A 16225-nucleotide genomic window follows, 5' to 3' on the forward strand; every position below is an offset into this window, starting at 1 on the left:
ATCAACTCATCCAGGACACACGAAAAGCATCCTAGAAACAACATTAGATTATGTGTCTAACGTAATGTTTTAGTTTAATTTAGTCTCTTATCTTCATCCAATTGACCTCGCGCTCAGCAAGATCCGGGTGGCGATGGTTCCGCCGCCTCTTCATCTGTTGCCGGCAACGCAGTTTCGCATTTCCAGCAGCATCAGGAGGTAGGTGGCATGGGTGTCCTTGACGGCAAGGTGGCGATTGTTACGGGCGCCAGTTCTGGCATCGGCTGGGCGTCGGCCTGGCTGTTTGCCCGCGAGGGCGCGCAGGTCGTCGTGACCGGTCGGCGCCAGGACGCGCTGGACAGTCTGGTCAAGCAGATCGAGGCAGATGGCGGAGAGGCCGTGGCGCTCGCCGGCGACATTACGGACGAGGCGCTTGCCAAGGCTTTGGTGGCGGTGGCGATCGACCGGTTCGGGGGCCTGGATATCGCCTTCAACAACGCGGGGACCCTTGGCGAGATGGGCGATGTGGCGGACCTGTCGCTGTCCGGCTGGCGCGATACGTTGGACACCAATCTGACCGGCGCCTTTTTGGGCGCCAAGCATCAGATTCCGGCGATGATCGAACGCGGCAGCGGATCGCTGATCTTCAATTCGACCTTTGTCGGACACACCGTCGGCATGCCGGGGATGGCGGCATACGCGGCCAGCAAGGCGGGGCTTGTCGGGTTGACCAAGGTGCTGGCAGCCGAACACGGCGGCCAGGGGATCCGGGTCAACGCGGTCCTGCCCGGCGGTACCGATACGCCGATGGGCCGCTCGGTCGCCAACACGCCGGAGGTCCGGGCTTTCGTGGAGAACCTGCACGCGCTCAAACGCACGGCAGCACCCGAGGAGATCGCGCAGACGGTGCTGCACTTGGCCTCCGACGCATCGAGCTTTGTCACCGGCGCGTCAATCCCGGTCGATGGCGGTGTCTCGATTACGCGAACCTAAGGTTAGAGCGGCTTGATCATCAGCAGGCACGGGTTATCGGGGCCCCACAGCGTCTTGAACTCCTCGACCGGCAGGAAACCCATGGCTTGATAGAACAGCCTGGTGCGCTCGTAGAACGGGTCGTCATAGCTGGCGCCCAGCGTCTTAACGGCGAGCAGCGAGGCGCCTTGGCCGCGCGCCCAGTCGGCGGCGGCATCGACCAGGGCGCTGCCCACGCCCTGCCGGTGATGGCTCGCCAGGACACCGATCACATGCATGTCCACCGTCGCTTCGCTGGTCCGGTCGAGCGAGACAAACCCGGCGACGTCGCCGTTGCCGTCGCGCCAACCCAGCATCGGCAATCGCCCAGCGGCCTTGATGTAGTTCTCGGTCGCCTCGGGAATGCCGAACCAATCCGGCAGGTCGGCCAGGATGCGCCGGCCAATGGCTTCGCGGTCGTCTGCGATGGCAATGACGCGGCGGTCGTCCTGCATTGTTCCATCCCTTCATAACGGTGTTGAAAGGCGCCTCTGGTCTTGCGGATCAGCGGCGGGCCGGCATCGTGAGGCGCCATGATGCCTCGATCGGCGAGTTGGCGTATACTGTGGCGCTGAAGACCGAGCGAGCTTGGCGTGTTGGTCTGGATCTGAGGCGTGAGCGCGGCCGAAAACCCGGGGTAGGGGGTGGCCATGGACGCAACGGTAGCAATTTCCTGTGACAGTCTGGCAGAGGACGACCTCCAGAGCCTGACGCGGGAGCTGTCGACGACGATCAACCGCGAAACCGATGTCGGCGCGGCGATCCCCGAGGCGCAGCCCGAGCCGGGTTCCAAGGGCGACCCGGCTATCCTCCACACCCTGTTGCTGACCTTCATGACCAGCGGCGCGGCGGTGGCGATGTTTCAGGTCATCAAGTCCTATGTCGAGCGCAACAAGTCACTGACCATGACGTTCAAGCGGGCCGACGGTGAGGAGCTGGTCATCGACCAGACCAACATGAGCACCGATCAAATGGACAAGACGGTCGAGTTCGCGCGGGCGTTCTTCGACAAACCATGACCGGCCAACGCTATGCCGTCCTGGTCGGCAGCAGCGTCTTTCCCCACGATGACACGTTGCTGGACCTGGCTTGCCCGGCAAACGATGTCGATGGCCTGAACGAGGTTCTGTCGTCTGATGCGTTTGGCGGGTTTACCGATGTCCAGGTCTTGAAGGACAGGCCGCACTACGAGGTTCTGCGTCGTATCAATCAGACCCTGAAGAAGGTCGGCAAGGAAGACCTGGTTCTCATCTACTTCTCCGGACACGGCAAGCTGGATGGCGCCGGCCGGCTGCATCTGGCCACGACCGATACCGAGATCGCCGACCTGGAGTCGACCTCGGTGCCGGTCCAGAGCATCCGCAACTTCATCGACGTGTCGCCATCAACCAAGACGGCCCTGATCCTGGATTGTTGTTACAGCGGCGCGGTCGGCGAAGCGTTCTTCAGAAGCGGCATCGACGATCAGCTCAATCTCGCAGCGCACGGTCGCGGCACCTTCATCATGACCGCCTCGACCGCCATCCAGGTCGCCAAGGAGAAGGAAGAAGACACCTACGGCATCTTCACCAAACATCTGATCGAGGGCATCAGGGGCGGCGCTGCCGACCAGGACGGCGACGGCTATGTCACCATGAACGAGCTCTACACCTACGTGCACGATCAGGTGTTGAACGAGAGCCATCAGGAACCGATGAAATGGGATCTGAACGTGCGCGGCGAGCTCATCATTGCCAAGAGCGGCACCGCGCCCTGGGAAGAGAGGCGGGCCCAGGTTCGCGAACGGCTGTTCGAACTCGCCAGCAAGGGCCTGATGCCCGACAGCATCCTCGCCAAGGCGCTTGAGGTAACGTCTCTCGGCCGTCAGGAACTGAACGGCGAGGCGCGGGACTACAGCGACCTTCTGGACGACCTGCTGGACAAGGACATCAGCACCGGCGAGTTCATCGACCAGTGGCTGAAGGTGAAGCAGGCGCCGCCGGCAGCGCCCGCCGAGCCGCAGACTGAGGCACCGTCAACCGCCGCGCAGTCAGAAGCGTCCAAACCCGAGGTCCCGAAACCCCGAACCGACACGACGGAGACGCGAACCAAGCAGGAGTTGTGGCCGACGCCCCCGATGGCGGCAGAGTCAGAGCAAGAGAGCCCGGTTCAGGCTGCCGCAACGGCATCGCACCCTGCGACCCCACGCAATCAGGCGACACGTGAACTCGTCATGGCGCTCGGGATCTGGGCTGGGATGACCCTGTTGTTGATGATGGTGATCATGCTTGCCCTTGATGGCCCCGATGATCCGTTGGCTATCGGTCTGTTTTCGATCGTCGGCATAGCGCTTGGGATTGGTCTGTGGATCTGGCGTCGCTTCAAGCAATCGATTGCCAGTCTCGCTATTCACTGGCTTGGGTGGTCGGCGCAAGTCGCGGGTCTGATCTGGGTGACCGCCGCGGCCGGTGGAGAGGTCCCTCACTATTTGATCGGCTTTGGACTGGTGGCGGCGGCAAGCGGCGCTTACCTCTGCTACTGGTGGACCAAAATACGGCCCAAGGCGATGGCCTGAACCGCTGCAGCGGAACCGTGCGGCGAGCGCTTCAGTCCTTGACCACCGCCGACGCGCCCCTTAAGTGCCTGCCATGTTCTCGATCCAGAAGATCGTTGTCTTCGCGATTATCATTGCCGCGTTGTGGATCGGCTTCCGGCTGGTCAGCAACATGGACAAGAAACGCAAGGCCGAGGAGCGGCAGAGCAGACGGGCGCGCGTGTCCTGGCGCGACCGGTTCAGAGGTCGTGGGCAGCCGCAAGGCGGTGCCGGGAGGACGGCAGGTCAGGTCGAGATGGCGGCGTGCCGCCAGTGCGGCGATTACGTGCCGGCGGCAGGCGCCAAGGGATGCGGCAAGGCTGACTGCCCCTATCCGCCCACCGCTTGACCCGATCCCCCCTGACTCCTAAGTTGCGCCGCGATTTCAGCCGGCCGGGCGAACCGCACGCGGACATGCCCCACGACATTCACGGAGACGGTTCGAGATGACCGCGCCCAACGGGTCCGCCCTCCCGTTCCAACAGCTCATTCTGCGGCTCCAGGAGTTCTGGGCTGGGCAGGGCTGCGTCATCCTGCAGCCCTATGACATGGAGGTCGGCGCCGGCACCTTCCACTGGGCGACGACCCTGCGCAGCCTGGGGCCGGAACCCTGGAACGTCGCCTACGTCCAGCCGTCCAGGCGGCCGACCGACGGGCGTTATGGTGAGAACCCGAACCGGCTGCAGCACTATTACCAGTTCCAGGTCCTGATGAAGCCGTCGCCGGACAACTTCCAGGATATCTATCTGGACAGCCTGAAGGCGATCGGCATCGATCCCCTGGCGCATGACATCCGCTTTGTCGAGGACGACTGGGAAAGCCCGACGCTGGGTGCCTGGGGGCTTGGCTGGGAAGTGTGGTGTGACGGCATGGAGGTCACCCAGTTTACCTATTTCCAACAGGTTGGCGGCTATGACTGCCGCCCGGTGCCGGGTGAGGCGACCTATGGCCTGGAGCGGCTCGCCATGTATCTGCAGGGCGTCGACAACGTCTACGACCTCGACTGGAACGGCGCTGGCGTCAGCTATGGCGACGTCTATCTGCAGGCCGAGCGCGAGTTCTCCGCCTTCAACTTCGAGCATGCGGATACCGAGACCCTAACCCGCCACTTCGAAGACGCGGAGAAGGCATGTCACGCGCTGGTCGAAGCGCACCTGCCGCTGCCCGCCTATGACCAGTGCATCAAGGCGAGTCACACCTTCAACCTGCTGGACGCGCGCGGTGTCATCTCGGTCACCGAACGCGCGGCCTATATCGGCCGGGTGCGGGCGCTGAGCCGCGCCTGCGCCACCGAATGGCTGACCAGCCGTGGCCATCTGGACGAGGCCGCCGATGGCTGAGCTGCTGTTCGAAATCTTCTCCGAGGAGATCCCCGCGCGCATGCAGCAGCGCGCCGCGGCTGATCTGGCGGAGCTTGTGACGAAGGCGCTCGGCGAGGCGCGGCTGGAGCACGAGCCCGCCCGTCACTTCGCGACGCCGCGCCGCCTGACCCTGGTGATCGACGGTTTGGCCCAGAACCAGCCGGATCTGAAGGAGGAGCGCAAGGGCCCGAAAGTGGGCGCGCCGGACAAGGCGGTCGAGGGTTTTGCCCGTTCCGCCGGCCTCGCCGTCGGCGACCTGGTCGAACGCGATACCGACAAGGGTCCCTGCTGGTTCGCCGTGATCGAGCGCGTGGGCCGCGTGACCGGCGAGGTGCTGGCTGAAATCCTGCCCGCCGCCATGGTCGCGCTGCCGTGGCCCAAGTCCATGCGCTGGGGCGATCACGACGAACGCTGGGTCAGGCCCATGCACCGCATCACCGCGCTGTTCGATGGCGTGGTCGTGCCCTTCGCCTATGGCCCTGTCACCTCCGGCAACGAAACCGAGGGTCATCGTTTCCTGGCGCCCGGCGCGATATCGGTGACGGGGTTTGCGGATTACGAAAAGAAGCTGCGCGACGCCAAGGTCGTGCTGGACGGCGGCGAGCGGCGCGGCTTGATCGAAGAGGGCGCGGCGCGCCTGGCGACGGATGCCGGGCTCGCTGTTGATGCGCCGAAGGGTTTGTTCGACGAGATCGCCGGGTTGGTTGAGTGGCCGGTCGTGTTGATGGGTTCGTTCACCGACGCCTTCATGGAGGTACCGCCAGAGGTGCTGGTCAGTTCCATGACCTCACACCAGCGCTACCTGCCGGTGCGCGACAAGGACGGCAAGCTGGCGCCGCGTTTCATCTTCGCCGCCAATGCCCCGGGCCTCGATGAAGGCAAGACGATCACCGGCGGCAACGAGCGCGTGTTGAACGCGCGCCTGGCCGATGCCCGGCACTTCTGGGATCAGGACCGCAAGCGGTCACTTGCCGATCGCATTGACGATCTGAGTGCCGTCGTGTTTCACGCCAAGCTCGGCACCGTCGCCGATAAGACAACGCGCCTTATCAAGCTCGCGCGCCGACTGGCCGAATCGATTCCCGGCTGCGATGCCGAAAAGGCAGCACGCGCCGCCAACCTCGCCAAGGTTGACCTGACCACCGAGATGGTCGGCGAGTTCCCGGATCTGCAGGGCTTGATGGGCTCGTACTATGCTCGCCATGATGGTGAAGATGGCGCCGTCGCCACCGCCATCGCCGAACACTACGCGCCTCAGGGGCCCGGCGATGCCTGCCCCAGCGCGCCGGAAAGTGTCGCCGTCGCGTTGGCGGACAAGATCGATACGCTTGTCGGTTTCTTCGCCATGAACGAAAAGCCGACGGGCTCGAAGGACCCATATGCGCTTCGCCGCGGCGCGCTCGGCATCATCCGCCTGATCGTCGAGAACAACCTGCGCCTGCCGCTTGCCGCGGCTTTTCATGCTGCGGGCGACGCCTATCCCTGGCCGATGGCCAACGACGACAAACGCTCGAAGGACGACGTCGTCGCCGAGCTGCTCACTTTTATCGCCGACCGACTGAAGGTGCATCTGCGCGGCGAGGGCGTGCGTCACGACCTGATCGACGCGGTCTTCGCCGAAAGCGGCGAGGATGACCTGGTGCGCCTGCTGGCCAAGGTCGAGGCGCTGAGCGCGTTCTTGTCGAGCGAGGACGGCGCCAACCTGCTGACCGCCTATCGCCGCGCCGGCAACATCGTGAAGATCGAGGAAAAGAAAGACGGGGTCGTTTATGATGGCGATGTCGACGCCGGTGCGCTTCAGGCCGACGAAGAGATGGCCGTCGTTGCCGGGCTAGCCGAGGCAGCGAACCACGCCGAGGCCGCGCTCGGCGAGGAACGTTTCGCCGATGCCATGGCGGCGCTCTCCGGTCTTCGCGCGCCGGTCGATGCGTTTTTTGACGAGGTGACCGTCAACTGCGACGACGCGGGCTTGCGCGAAAACCGCCTGCGTCTGCTATCGGGTATCCGCCATGCGCTGGACCGCGTGGCCGACTTCTCCAGGATCGAAGGTTAACGGCATGACCGCGTGGGTTTACGGCTTCGGAGACGGCAAGGCTGACGGTGATGCCAGCATGAAGAACCTGCTGGGCGGCAAGGGCGCCAACCTGGCGGAGATGGCCAGCCTGGGTTTGCCGGTGCCGCCCGGCTTCACCATCACCACCGAAGCCAGCATCGCGTTCTTCGAGAAAGAGCGCAGCCTGCCCGACGGCGTCGAGGCCGAAGTCGCCGCCGCCCTGGCCGTTGTCGAGAGCCAGGTCGGCCGCAAGCTGGGCGATGCGGCAAAACCGCTGCTGGTCTCCGTGCGTTCAGGCGCGCCGGTCTCCATGCCCGGTATGATGGATACGGTGCTGAACCTGGGCCTTAACGACGACACGGTCGAAGGCCTGGCGGCCGAAAGCGGTGACGCGCGGTTCGCCTATGACAGCTACCGCCGTTTCATCCAGATGTATGGCAACGTCGTCCTGGGCATGTCCCACGGCGATTTCGAGGAGATCCTCGATGACGTCAAGGACGAGGAGGGGGTGTTCGAGGACGCCGCACTTCCGGCCGAGGCGCTGAAGGATCTCGTCGGGCGTTACCGCACGCTGGTCAAGGAAACGCTGGGCAGGGATTTCCCGCAAGCCCCTGGCGAGCAGCTTTGGGGCGCGATCCACGCGGTGTTCGACAGCTGGATGAACCAGCGCGCCATCGACTACCGCGCAATCCACGATATTGCCGAAGACCTGGGTACCGCCGTCAATGTGCAGGCGATGGTGTTCGGTAACATGGGCGAGGATTGCGCTACCGGCGTCGCCTTCACACGCAACCCGGATACCGGCGCCAAGGCGGTGTTCGGCGAGTTCCTGGTCAACGCGCAGGGCGAGGACGTGGTCGCCGGCCTCAGAACGCCGCATCCCATCGGCAGGCTGAACGAGCCCGACGGCACGTCGATGCAGGAACTGATGCCCAAGGCTTTCGACGAACTCATGCGCATCCAGGATCTGCTGGAACGTCACTATCGCGACATGCAGGACGTCGAGTTCACGATCGAAAAAGACAAGCTGTGGATGCTGCAGACGCGGGGCGGCAAACGCGGCATCCAGGCGGCGCTGAGGATCGCCACCGACATGGTCGCCGAAGGCTTGATCGACAAGGCCGGTGCCTTGATGCGGATCGACCCGAAGGACCTTGACCGCCTGCTGCATCCGGTCCCCGATCCGCGCGCGCCGCGCAAGGTGATCGCTAGGGGACTGCCGGGCTCCCCCGGCGCCGCCTCCGGCATCGCCGTCTTTACCGCGGACGAGGCCCAGGCCATGAGCGGCGACGGCAAGGCGGTCATCCTGGTCAGGCCGGAAACCAGTCCTGAGGACATTCACGGCATGCACGCCGCGCGCGGTATCCTGACCAAGCACGGCGGCCAGACCAGCCACGCGGCCTTGGTCGCCCGGGGCATGGGACGTCCTTGCGTGACCGGCGCCGGTCATATCCGTGTCGATGTCGACGGCGGCCAGTTCAGCATCGGCGACGTCACGGTCAAACGCGGCGACACCATCACCATCGACGGCTCGACCGGCGAGGTCATCCAGGGCGAGATCCCGACCATCGAGCCGGAACTGTCGCCGGAGTTCGCGACGCTGATGACCTGGGCCGACGAACTGCGCTCGCTGAAGGTGCGCGCCAATGCCGAGACACCGGATGACGCCAAGAAGGCGCGCGAGTTCGGCGCCGAGGGCATTGGTCTCTGCCGCACCGAGCACATGTTCTTCGACAGCGACCGCATCATCGCCATGCGCGAGATGATCATGGCCGAGGACGAGGCCGGTCGGCGCGCGCCGCTCGACCGCATTTTGCCGATGCAGCGCGCCGATTTCGTCGAACTGTTCCACATCATGGCCGGCCTGCCGATCACGATCCGTCTGCTCGATCCGCCGCTCCACGAATTCCTGCCGACCAGCCAGCAGGAGCTTGAGGAACTGGCCAGTCATATGGACGCTGATGTCGAGCACGTGCGCATTCGCGCGGGTTCGTTGCGTGAACTCAATCCCATGCTCGGCCATCGCGGCTGCCGCCTCGGCATCTCCTATCCGGAGATCTATGAGATGCAGGCGCGCGCCATCTTCGAGGCTGCGGTCGAGGCGGAGAAACAAGCGGGCAAAGCGGTGCTGCTGGAGATCATGATACCGCTGGTCGCGACCCGCCAGGAACTGGATATCCTGAAGCAGCGTATCGATGACGTGGCCGAGGCGGTGCGCCAGGAGACCGGCGGTGATCCACGCTACGTCACCGGCACCATGATCGAACTGCCGCGCGCGGCGCTGCGTGCCAGCGAGATCGCCGAGACCGCCGAGTTCTTCAGCTTCGGCACCAACGATCTCACCCAGACGACGTTTGGCATCAGCCGCGACGATTCAGGCCGCTTCCTGGATCGTTATCAGCACGAGGGGATCTTCGAGATCGATCCCTTTGTCAGCATCGACCGCGAGGGCGTCGGCGAGCTGGTCGAAATCGCGACCGAACGCGGCCGCGCCTCGCGGGCCGATCTGAAGCTCGGCATCTGCGGCGAACACGGCGGCGACCCCGCCTCGATCACCTTCTGTCAGGAGATCGGCCTCGACTACGTCTCCTGCTCGCCCTTCCGCGTGCCCATCGCGCGTCTGGCAGCGGCGCAGGCAGCGGTGAAGGCGGGCTGAAGGACCCTTACCCTCCCAATGCGTCGCGTCGGGTCCCTCCCTCTCCCGCAAGCGGGCGGGGGGAAAAGGGTCACTGCCACGTTCCCTCGCCCCTTTGGGGGAAAGGGAAGGGTGAGGGGGGTGGTGGTGCGTATGGGCTAAAAACTCACCCAGTCCGGTTTGACCGGTGTCAGCGGCACGCCGTCGGCGATCAAGTCGTCACCCTTGTCGCGGGCTTCGTCCAGGCGGTCGGTGCGGATGAGTGCGATGCCGGTACGGCCATTGCCTGATCGAACTTCGCCGATCTCCGCCTTGCCGGCCATGATTGGCGTGCCGGCGGGCGGCAGGTCGCCGTCGACATCGATGCGGAACAGGCGCTTGCGGATCTTGCCCCGGTGTTTGGTGCGTGCGGTCAACTCCTGGCCGACGTAACAACCCTTGCTGAAATCGACGGCGTTCAGCTCTTCGAAATTGCTTTCCAGGATGAACGACTTGTCGATCAGCACGTCGCGCCCGGCTTCCGGTACGCCGAGCTCCAGGCGCAGCGCTTCGTAGTCATCGACCGTGCCGGCGGCGTCGCCAACGATGGCCGGCGTTTCACCCGCCGGATGGATCATGCGCACACCCAGCGCGGCAAGGCGCGGGTCGACATAGATCATCGAGGTGCCCCAGCGCCAGGCATTGCCGGCACCGGCATTCAGCTTGGCGCGCGCCGCCGCGCCGTCGCCGGTCAGGGCGGAAACGCTCAAGGCGTCGCTCAAGTCGGAAATCTCGACCTTGCTGCGGAGCTTGTAGAAGGTCAGGCGCTTGGCGAGATCGGCCAGGCGCTCTTTGTCGGTCTCCAGCAGATAGCCGCCGTCGCCGTCGTCGGCGATCAGGAAATCGAACAGGAACTTGCCCTGGGGTGTCAGCAGCGCCGCATAGATGGCGCGCGCCGGGTTCACCAGCTCGATGTCGTTGGTGATCAGTCCCTGCAGGAAGGCGGTGGCCTCCGGACCGGTCACGCCCAGCACGCCGCGCCCGGGCAGTGCAATCGTCTTGATAGCGGTCATCGACATCCCTCTCCGTGTCGACCCATAAGGTGGTCGGCCAGGGCGGCCGTGACAAGTCAACGTTTTGTCGGCCTTGGACTTAGGCGCCAGCAAACCCTATAAACCGCGCCATGGATGTGGTTCTTATCGACGATTCCTTTGCCTTTGACGGCTATACCCCGCGCAACGATCCGCTGGGCGGGCCGGAGAAGGGGCTGGTCTATCTGGCCGAGGCGCTGGCGCGCAGGGGGCACGCGGTCACCGTCTATAACCGGTGCGAGCAGGCCATAACCTGTGCGGACGTCGCCTGGCGGCCGATCGATGACGGTCTGCCGGAGACCGCCGACCTGCTGATCGCACTGCGCCACGCCGAACTTCTGGATACGGTCGCGGCGCGCCACCGCATGCTGTGGTTGGTGACACCCGCCAGCATCCTGAAGCGCGCCGACGCGGCTGCGGCCATGGAGCGGCACCCGGCGACCCCATTACTGTTCATGGGCGCAACCCATCGCGCGACCTGGGACGGTCCGGACGAGCGCGCCAAGGTCGTGCTGCCGGGCGTGGCGCCGGCCTACCTCGAATCCGAGGCGCCGGCCGGATACTGGCCGTCACGCGCGATTGTCACGACCCATCCGCGCATGGACCTTGACTGGCTGATCGACCGCTGGACCGCGAAGATAGAGCCGTTGATCAAGGGTTCGGAGCTGCACATCTATTCCGGTTCGCTCTATGCCGGCAGCCAGGATCGCACCATGGACCCGTCTCTGCGGCCGCTGCTGGATCAGGCGCTGGCGGCCGCGGATCAGGGCGTCAAGGTGATGCGCCCGCTTGCCGACCACGACATGGCGGAAGTCTATCGCCGCGCCCGCGTGCATCTCTATCCCGGTGCGGAACGCGAGGTCTACGCCTCGACGCTTGCGGAATCCCAGGCCGCCGGCCTGCCCGGTGTTGCGCGCCGGCTGGGTGCTGCCCAGGAACGCATCACCGATGGGCGCAGCGGTTTTCTGACACCTGACGATGAGGCCTTCGTCAATTGCGCTGTGCTGTGCCTGAAGGAAGACATCGTCTATCGCGGGCGCAGCAAGGACGCCATTCAGATGCAACGCGGCCGCACCTGGGACGATGCCGCCGCCGAGATCGAGGCGATGGCGGCGTGATGCGCCAACCAGCCGCAGCAGCGTTCATCCGGTGAGCGTTCGCCTGAGCGCCGTTGTGGTGGCGCGCAACGAAGAGGCCCAACTTGAGGCCTGCCTTGCCTGCCTCGACTTCTGTGACGAGATCGTCGTCGTGCTGGATCGCAGCACCGATGATTCGGCGTCGATCGCACGGCGCCACACCGATCACGTGATCGAAGGCGCGTGGGAGATCGAAGGGCCGCGCCGCAACACCGGCCTGGACGCCGCGGCCGGTGACTGGATCCTGGAAGTCGATGCGGACGAACGCGTGACGTCGGCGCTTGCCCAGGAGATCACGTCGGTCATCCAGACTGCCACCGCGCCCGCCCATTTCCTCGTGCCGTTCGACAATTATATCGGCGAGCGGCGCGTGCGTTATGGCTGGGGCGGATCGTGGGGCGTCAGCGCGGCGGTGCGTCTGTTTTCGCCGGGCGCCAAACGTTGGGGCGACGACCGCATACATCCCTCGCTTGTTCTGACGGGGGAGAAGCGCTGGCTGAAAGAGCGCATGGATCATTATGTCGACCGCAACATCTCCGACATGATCCAGCGGCTCGACCGCTACACCACCGCCCGCGCGCAAGACCTGAGAGCGAGCGGCGACATCGGCACGCTTGCCGGCAACGTCCGTCGTTTCTACTCGCGTTTCTTCAAATGCTACATCGCGCGCCAGGGATACCGGGAGGGCGGCTACGGTTTCCTGAACGCCACGTTCGCCGGGCTCTATCCGCTGATCTCGCACTTGAAGGCGCGGTTGGAGCGCGATTGATGCGTCTTGTGCAGGCGATGGCGGGTGCGGAGGTCGGCGGCGCCGAGGCATTCTTCATGCGCCTGGTGCCCGGCCTGGCCGATGCCGGCCTTGAGCAGCGCGCGATCATCCGCCGCCACGACGTGCGTCAGGAAACCCTGAACCTCGCCGGGGTCGAAACCGTGGGCCTGCGTTTCGGCGGGCCGTTCGACCTCTCGACGCGTTTCGCCTATGGCCGCGCGGTCAAAGAGTTTGCGCCCGATGCCGTGCTGACCTGGATGAATCGGGCGACCACGCTGTGCCCGCGCGGGTCCTATGTGCATCTGGCGCGGCTCGGCGGCTTCTATGATCTCAAGTACTACCGGCGCTGCGACCATCTGATCGGCAACACGCGAGGCATCTGCGATTACCTGATCGGTCAGGGCTGGCCCGCCGAGCGCACCCACTATCTGCCCAACTTCGTCGATGCCGACGAGCAGCCTCCCATCGACAAGGAGTCGATGCGCACCCCCGACGACATGAAAGTCGTGCTCGCCATGGGCCGGCTGCACCCTAACAAGGCATTCGACGTGCTGATTGAAGCCATGGCCGAGGTGCCGGATGCCATGCTTTGGCTGGCCGGCAGTGGTCCGCTTCAGACTCGTCTTGAGGACCACGTCCACACGTTGGGCCTGGAAGGCCGGGTCAGGTTTCTTGGCTGGCGCGATGATGGCGCCGCATTGATGGCGGCGGCCGATGTCCTGGTCTGCCCGTCGCGCCATGAACCCCTTGGCAATGTGGTTCTGGAGGGCTGGGCCCACCACCGGCCGGTGGTTGCCGCGGCTAGCCAGGGGCCGTCGGAACTGATCGAGGACGGTAAGACCGGCCTCCTGGTGCCGGTCGATCAAGCGCGGCCGCTCGCGGCGGCGATCAACGCCTGCCTCACCGACCAGACGCTTGCCGCCGAGCTTGTCGAGGCGGGGTTTTCCACCTATCGCGAGACCTTCGCGCGCGATGTCGTTGTGCGCGACTACATCGACCTGCTCAACACGGTGACCGCCTGATGTGCGGCCTGGCCGGTGTGCTCGCCCGTCCGGGTGAGGAGGTGCCCGAGGCAACCCTGGACGCGTTGTCCCGTGCGCTTGCCCATCGCGGTCCTGACGGCGAGGGGCGGTTCCGCAACGGCCCCCTTGCCATGGTCCATCGCCGTCTCGCGATCATCGACCTTGTCACCGGCGATCAGCCGATGACGGGACCGAGCGGTGCGACGTTGATCGCCAATGCGGAGATCTACAATCACGTGGAGTGGCGGCGTGTCCTGTCGGAGGTCCGGTTCGCGACCCAGTCGGACTGCGAGGTTCCGCTGCATCTCTTCGAGCGCGACGGCGCCGACTTCACCAAGGGTCTGCGCGGCATGTACGCCATCGCGTTGTGGGACCGCGCGCAGGAACGGCTCTACCTGGCGCGCGACCCGTTTGGCATCAAACCGCTCTATGTCGCTGAGACCGCGATGGGGCTGGCCTTCGCGTCGGAGGCACAGGCGTTTGTCGCGTCCGGCCTGGTCGAGGCCGCCGTCAACGACGCCGCGCTGGGCGAGCTCCTGCAGATGCAGTTTACGACGGGCCGGCGCACCATCTTCCAGCATGTGGAGCGAGTCCTGCCCGGTGAGACGATCGTCGTCGAACAGGGCCGCATCGTTGAACGCTTGCGCCGCTCCGCACTGCCCGAACTGGACAGCGCCAATTGGGACGAGAAAGACGCCATGGAGCGTCTCGACGCCGCGTTGCTCGACAGCGTGCGGGTGCACGAACGCGCCGACGTGCCCTACGGCATGTTTCTTTCCGGCGGCGTCGACAGCTCCACAGTGTTAGCGGCGATGGCGCGTCTCGATGACCGCCCGGTGCGTGCCTATACGGTCGGCTTCGACATTCCCCATGCGCGCGACGAACGCCGCCATGCCGCCGAGGTGGCGGCAGCCGCCGGTGCCGATCATGTCGAGGTGAGTTTCGGCGAGGACGACTTTTGGGCGCTGTTGCCCGACGTTGCCGCCGCGATGGATGACCCCGCCGCCGACTACGCGACGCTGCCAACCTACAAACTGGCGCGCCAGGCGGCGGAGGACGTGAAGGTCGTCTTGTCGGGCGAAGGCGGCGATGAACTCTTTGCCGGTTACGGGCGCTATCGCCGCATGCTGCGGCCCCGGCTGTTGGGTGGCGGCAAGTTGCGGCGCAAGGGCACGTTCGAAGGGCTCGAAGTTCTGTTCGACGGTCATGCCGGGTGGCGCATGGGGCTGGACGTGGCGGCGCAGGCCTTCAAAAAGCCGGGGCGCAGCGCGTTGCAGGTGGCGCAGGCCGTCGACATGGCGGACTGGCTGCCAAACGATCTCTTGACCAAGCTCGACCGCTGCCTGATGGCCCATGGTGTCGAAGGCCGGGTGCCGTTGCTCGACAACCACGTCGCCGATGTCGCGTGGCGCTTGCCGGACGCCATGAAGATCCGCAGACGCCAGGGCAAGTGGCTGCTGCGTTCCTGGCTCGATCGGGAATTGCCGGCCGCCGATGCGTTCTCGGCCAAACGCGGCTTCACCGTGCCGGTCGGTGAATGGATCGCCCGGCGCGGCGCGGAGATCGGCCACTTGGTCGCCGCGCAACCGGCCATCGAGGCGATCGCCTATCCAGCGCAGGTCGTCAGGTTGTTCGAACAGGCAGCCAAGAAGCGATCAGGCTTTGCCGCGTGGACACTGCTCTTCTATGCACTGTGGCATGCCCGCCACATCGATGGCGTAGCGACTCAAGGATTGTCGGTGGAAGAAGCGCTTCGCGCCTGACGCGGAAGCCTTCTGATCTCAAACGGAAACTTCCTGACCTTCGCGGGCCAGCACGGTGCCCGGGTGATCGTGCGCCAGATGCTCTTCGCGTTGGTTCAAGACGTCGTCGTCGTCCTCGGGCGCGTGGCCGGAGAGAACCAGCTTCGAAACCTGGGCATCGGTCGCCAGCCGTGTCGCGGCGGTCCAGGCGCATTCCTTGGACTGACCGTTGATCAAGGGCGGGCCGAAGATGATCATGTCGGCGTCGCCGGCAAACGCGACGATCGCCTCAACCGTGTCCTCGTCATCCAGGCATGCGCCCGCGAGGTAACACACCGAACGCCCGCCATAGGTCACACGGTACGCGGTGCCGGGCGGGCAGCCGTTGAGCTTGCTGGTCGCGATCGTGACGCCGTCGCCGATATCCAGATCGATGCCGTCGGTGAAATCGCGGAAGCTGAGGTCCGCGTTGAAGACATCCAAGGGGACCGGAAAGATCGGGTCGTTCATCAGGCCGCTCAGCACATCCTTGATGCAGGTCTCCGGCTGCGCGTTACCGCACCACAGACGAAAGCTGTTGGCCGGGTTGAACGCGGCGGCGAAGAACGGCAGCCCGCAGATGTGATTGAAGCGCGTGGTGCTGAAAAAGAGATCGCCCGCCACCGGGGATCGCGCCATCAGATCCTTGCCGAGTGCGCGAATGCCGGTGCCGGCATCGAAAATGAGCAAGCGTCGGTTGCACCGCATTTCGATGCAAGGCGAGTTTCCGCCAAATCCCTGGGTCATCGCGCCAGGCGCGGGCAATCCGCCACGCACGCCCCAAAACGTGACCCTTATCTCGGAGTTCGGCAAGCTGTCCCCCCGGTCGTCTCGCA

General features: G+C 65.1%; 14 protein-coding genes. 11 read left to right on the plus strand and 3 right to left on the minus strand.

The window, feature by feature from the left end:
- Positions 1 to 207: 207 nt before the first annotated feature.
- A complete protein-coding gene (locus AAF563_10790; GenBank protein MEM7121754.1) occupies positions 208 to 972 on the plus strand; it encodes an SDR family oxidoreductase in 765 nt (254 codons plus the stop codon).
- A 2-nt stretch (positions 973 to 974) separates the two neighbouring features.
- On the opposite strand, the gene AAF563_10795 is transcribed toward AAF563_10790, so the two are convergent.
- Positions 975 to 1445, minus strand: coding sequence for a GNAT family N-acetyltransferase (locus AAF563_10795; protein ID MEM7121755.1), 471 nt, complete (start codon positions 1443 to 1445; stop codon positions 975 to 977).
- Between the two features lie 195 nt (positions 1446 to 1640).
- On the opposite strand from AAF563_10795, the gene AAF563_10800 reads away from it, so the two are divergent.
- The 6 genes from AAF563_10800 to ppdK all read left to right on the plus strand — a co-directional run bounded on the left by AAF563_10800 (position 1641) and on the right by ppdK (position 9632).
- A complete protein-coding gene (locus AAF563_10800) occupies positions 1641 to 2009 on the plus strand; it encodes a hypothetical protein (GenBank protein MEM7121756.1) in 369 nt (122 codons plus the stop codon).
- Positions 2006 to 3544, plus strand: a complete 1539-nt coding sequence (locus AAF563_10805) for a caspase family protein (GenBank protein ID MEM7121757.1) — start codon at positions 2006 to 2008, stop codon at positions 3542 to 3544. Before AAF563_10800 ends, AAF563_10805 begins: the two co-directional genes overlap by 4 nt.
- Before the next feature lie 73 nt (positions 3545 to 3617).
- Positions 3618 to 3911, plus strand: coding sequence for a hypothetical protein (locus AAF563_10810; GenBank protein MEM7121758.1), 294 nt, complete (start codon positions 3618 to 3620; stop codon positions 3909 to 3911).
- 97 nt (positions 3912 to 4008) lie between these two features.
- Positions 4009 to 4902, plus strand: a complete 894-nt coding sequence (locus AAF563_10815) for a glycine--tRNA ligase subunit alpha (GenBank protein MEM7121759.1) — start codon at positions 4009 to 4011, stop codon at positions 4900 to 4902.
- A complete protein-coding gene (glyS, locus tag AAF563_10820) occupies positions 4895 to 6976 on the plus strand; it encodes a glycine--tRNA ligase subunit beta (GenBank protein MEM7121760.1) in 2082 nt (693 codons plus the stop codon). The genes AAF563_10815 and glyS overlap by 8 nt, the downstream gene beginning before the upstream one ends.
- 4 nt (positions 6977 to 6980) lie before the next feature.
- Positions 6981 to 9632: a pyruvate, phosphate dikinase gene (gene ppdK, locus AAF563_10825; protein ID MEM7121761.1), complete on the plus strand. Its 2652-nt coding sequence runs from the start codon at positions 6981 to 6983 to the stop codon at positions 9630 to 9632.
- A 137-nt stretch (positions 9633 to 9769) separates the two neighbouring features.
- Here the strand turns inward: ppdK and AAF563_10830 are convergent, their stop codons facing one another.
- Positions 9770 to 10663 carry a folate-binding protein gene (locus tag AAF563_10830; protein MEM7121762.1) on the minus strand — a complete coding sequence of 298 codons (894 nt, stop codon included), beginning with the start codon at positions 10661 to 10663 and terminating at the stop codon, positions 9770 to 9772.
- Between the two features lie 110 nt (positions 10664 to 10773).
- On the opposite strand from AAF563_10830, the gene AAF563_10835 reads away from it, so the two are divergent.
- Genes AAF563_10835 through asnB form a run of 4 tightly spaced genes read left to right on the plus strand, consistent with a single transcriptional unit; the run spans position 10774 to position 15371 of the window.
- Complete coding sequence (locus AAF563_10835; GenBank protein MEM7121763.1) at positions 10774 to 11799, plus strand: glycosyltransferase; 1026 nt, start codon at positions 10774 to 10776, stop codon at positions 11797 to 11799.
- Positions 11800 to 11830: 31 nt separating this feature from the next.
- Positions 11831 to 12586, plus strand: a complete 756-nt coding sequence (locus AAF563_10840; GenBank protein ID MEM7121764.1) for a glycosyltransferase family 2 protein — start codon at positions 11831 to 11833, stop codon at positions 12584 to 12586.
- Positions 12586 to 13608 (plus strand): glycosyltransferase, encoded by a 1023-nt coding sequence (locus AAF563_10845; GenBank protein MEM7121765.1) that lies wholly within the window; start codon positions 12586 to 12588, stop codon positions 13606 to 13608. Before AAF563_10840 ends, AAF563_10845 begins: the two co-directional genes overlap by 1 nt.
- Positions 13608 to 15371 carry an asparagine synthase (glutamine-hydrolyzing) gene (asnB, locus tag AAF563_10850; GenBank protein MEM7121766.1) on the plus strand — a complete coding sequence of 588 codons (1764 nt, stop codon included), beginning with the start codon at positions 13608 to 13610 and terminating at the stop codon, positions 15369 to 15371. The genes AAF563_10845 and asnB overlap by 1 nt, the downstream gene beginning before the upstream one ends.
- 18 nt (positions 15372 to 15389) lie before the next feature.
- Here the strand turns inward: asnB and AAF563_10855 are convergent, their stop codons facing one another.
- Positions 15390 to 16202, minus strand: coding sequence for an MBL fold metallo-hydrolase (locus tag AAF563_10855; protein ID MEM7121767.1), 813 nt, complete (start codon positions 16200 to 16202; stop codon positions 15390 to 15392).
- Positions 16203 to 16225 lie beyond the last annotated feature (23 nt).

The organism is Pseudomonadota bacterium (genome assembly GCA_039028155.1).
In the GTDB taxonomy this organism is placed as follows: domain Bacteria; phylum Pseudomonadota; class Alphaproteobacteria; order SP197; family SP197; genus JANQGO01.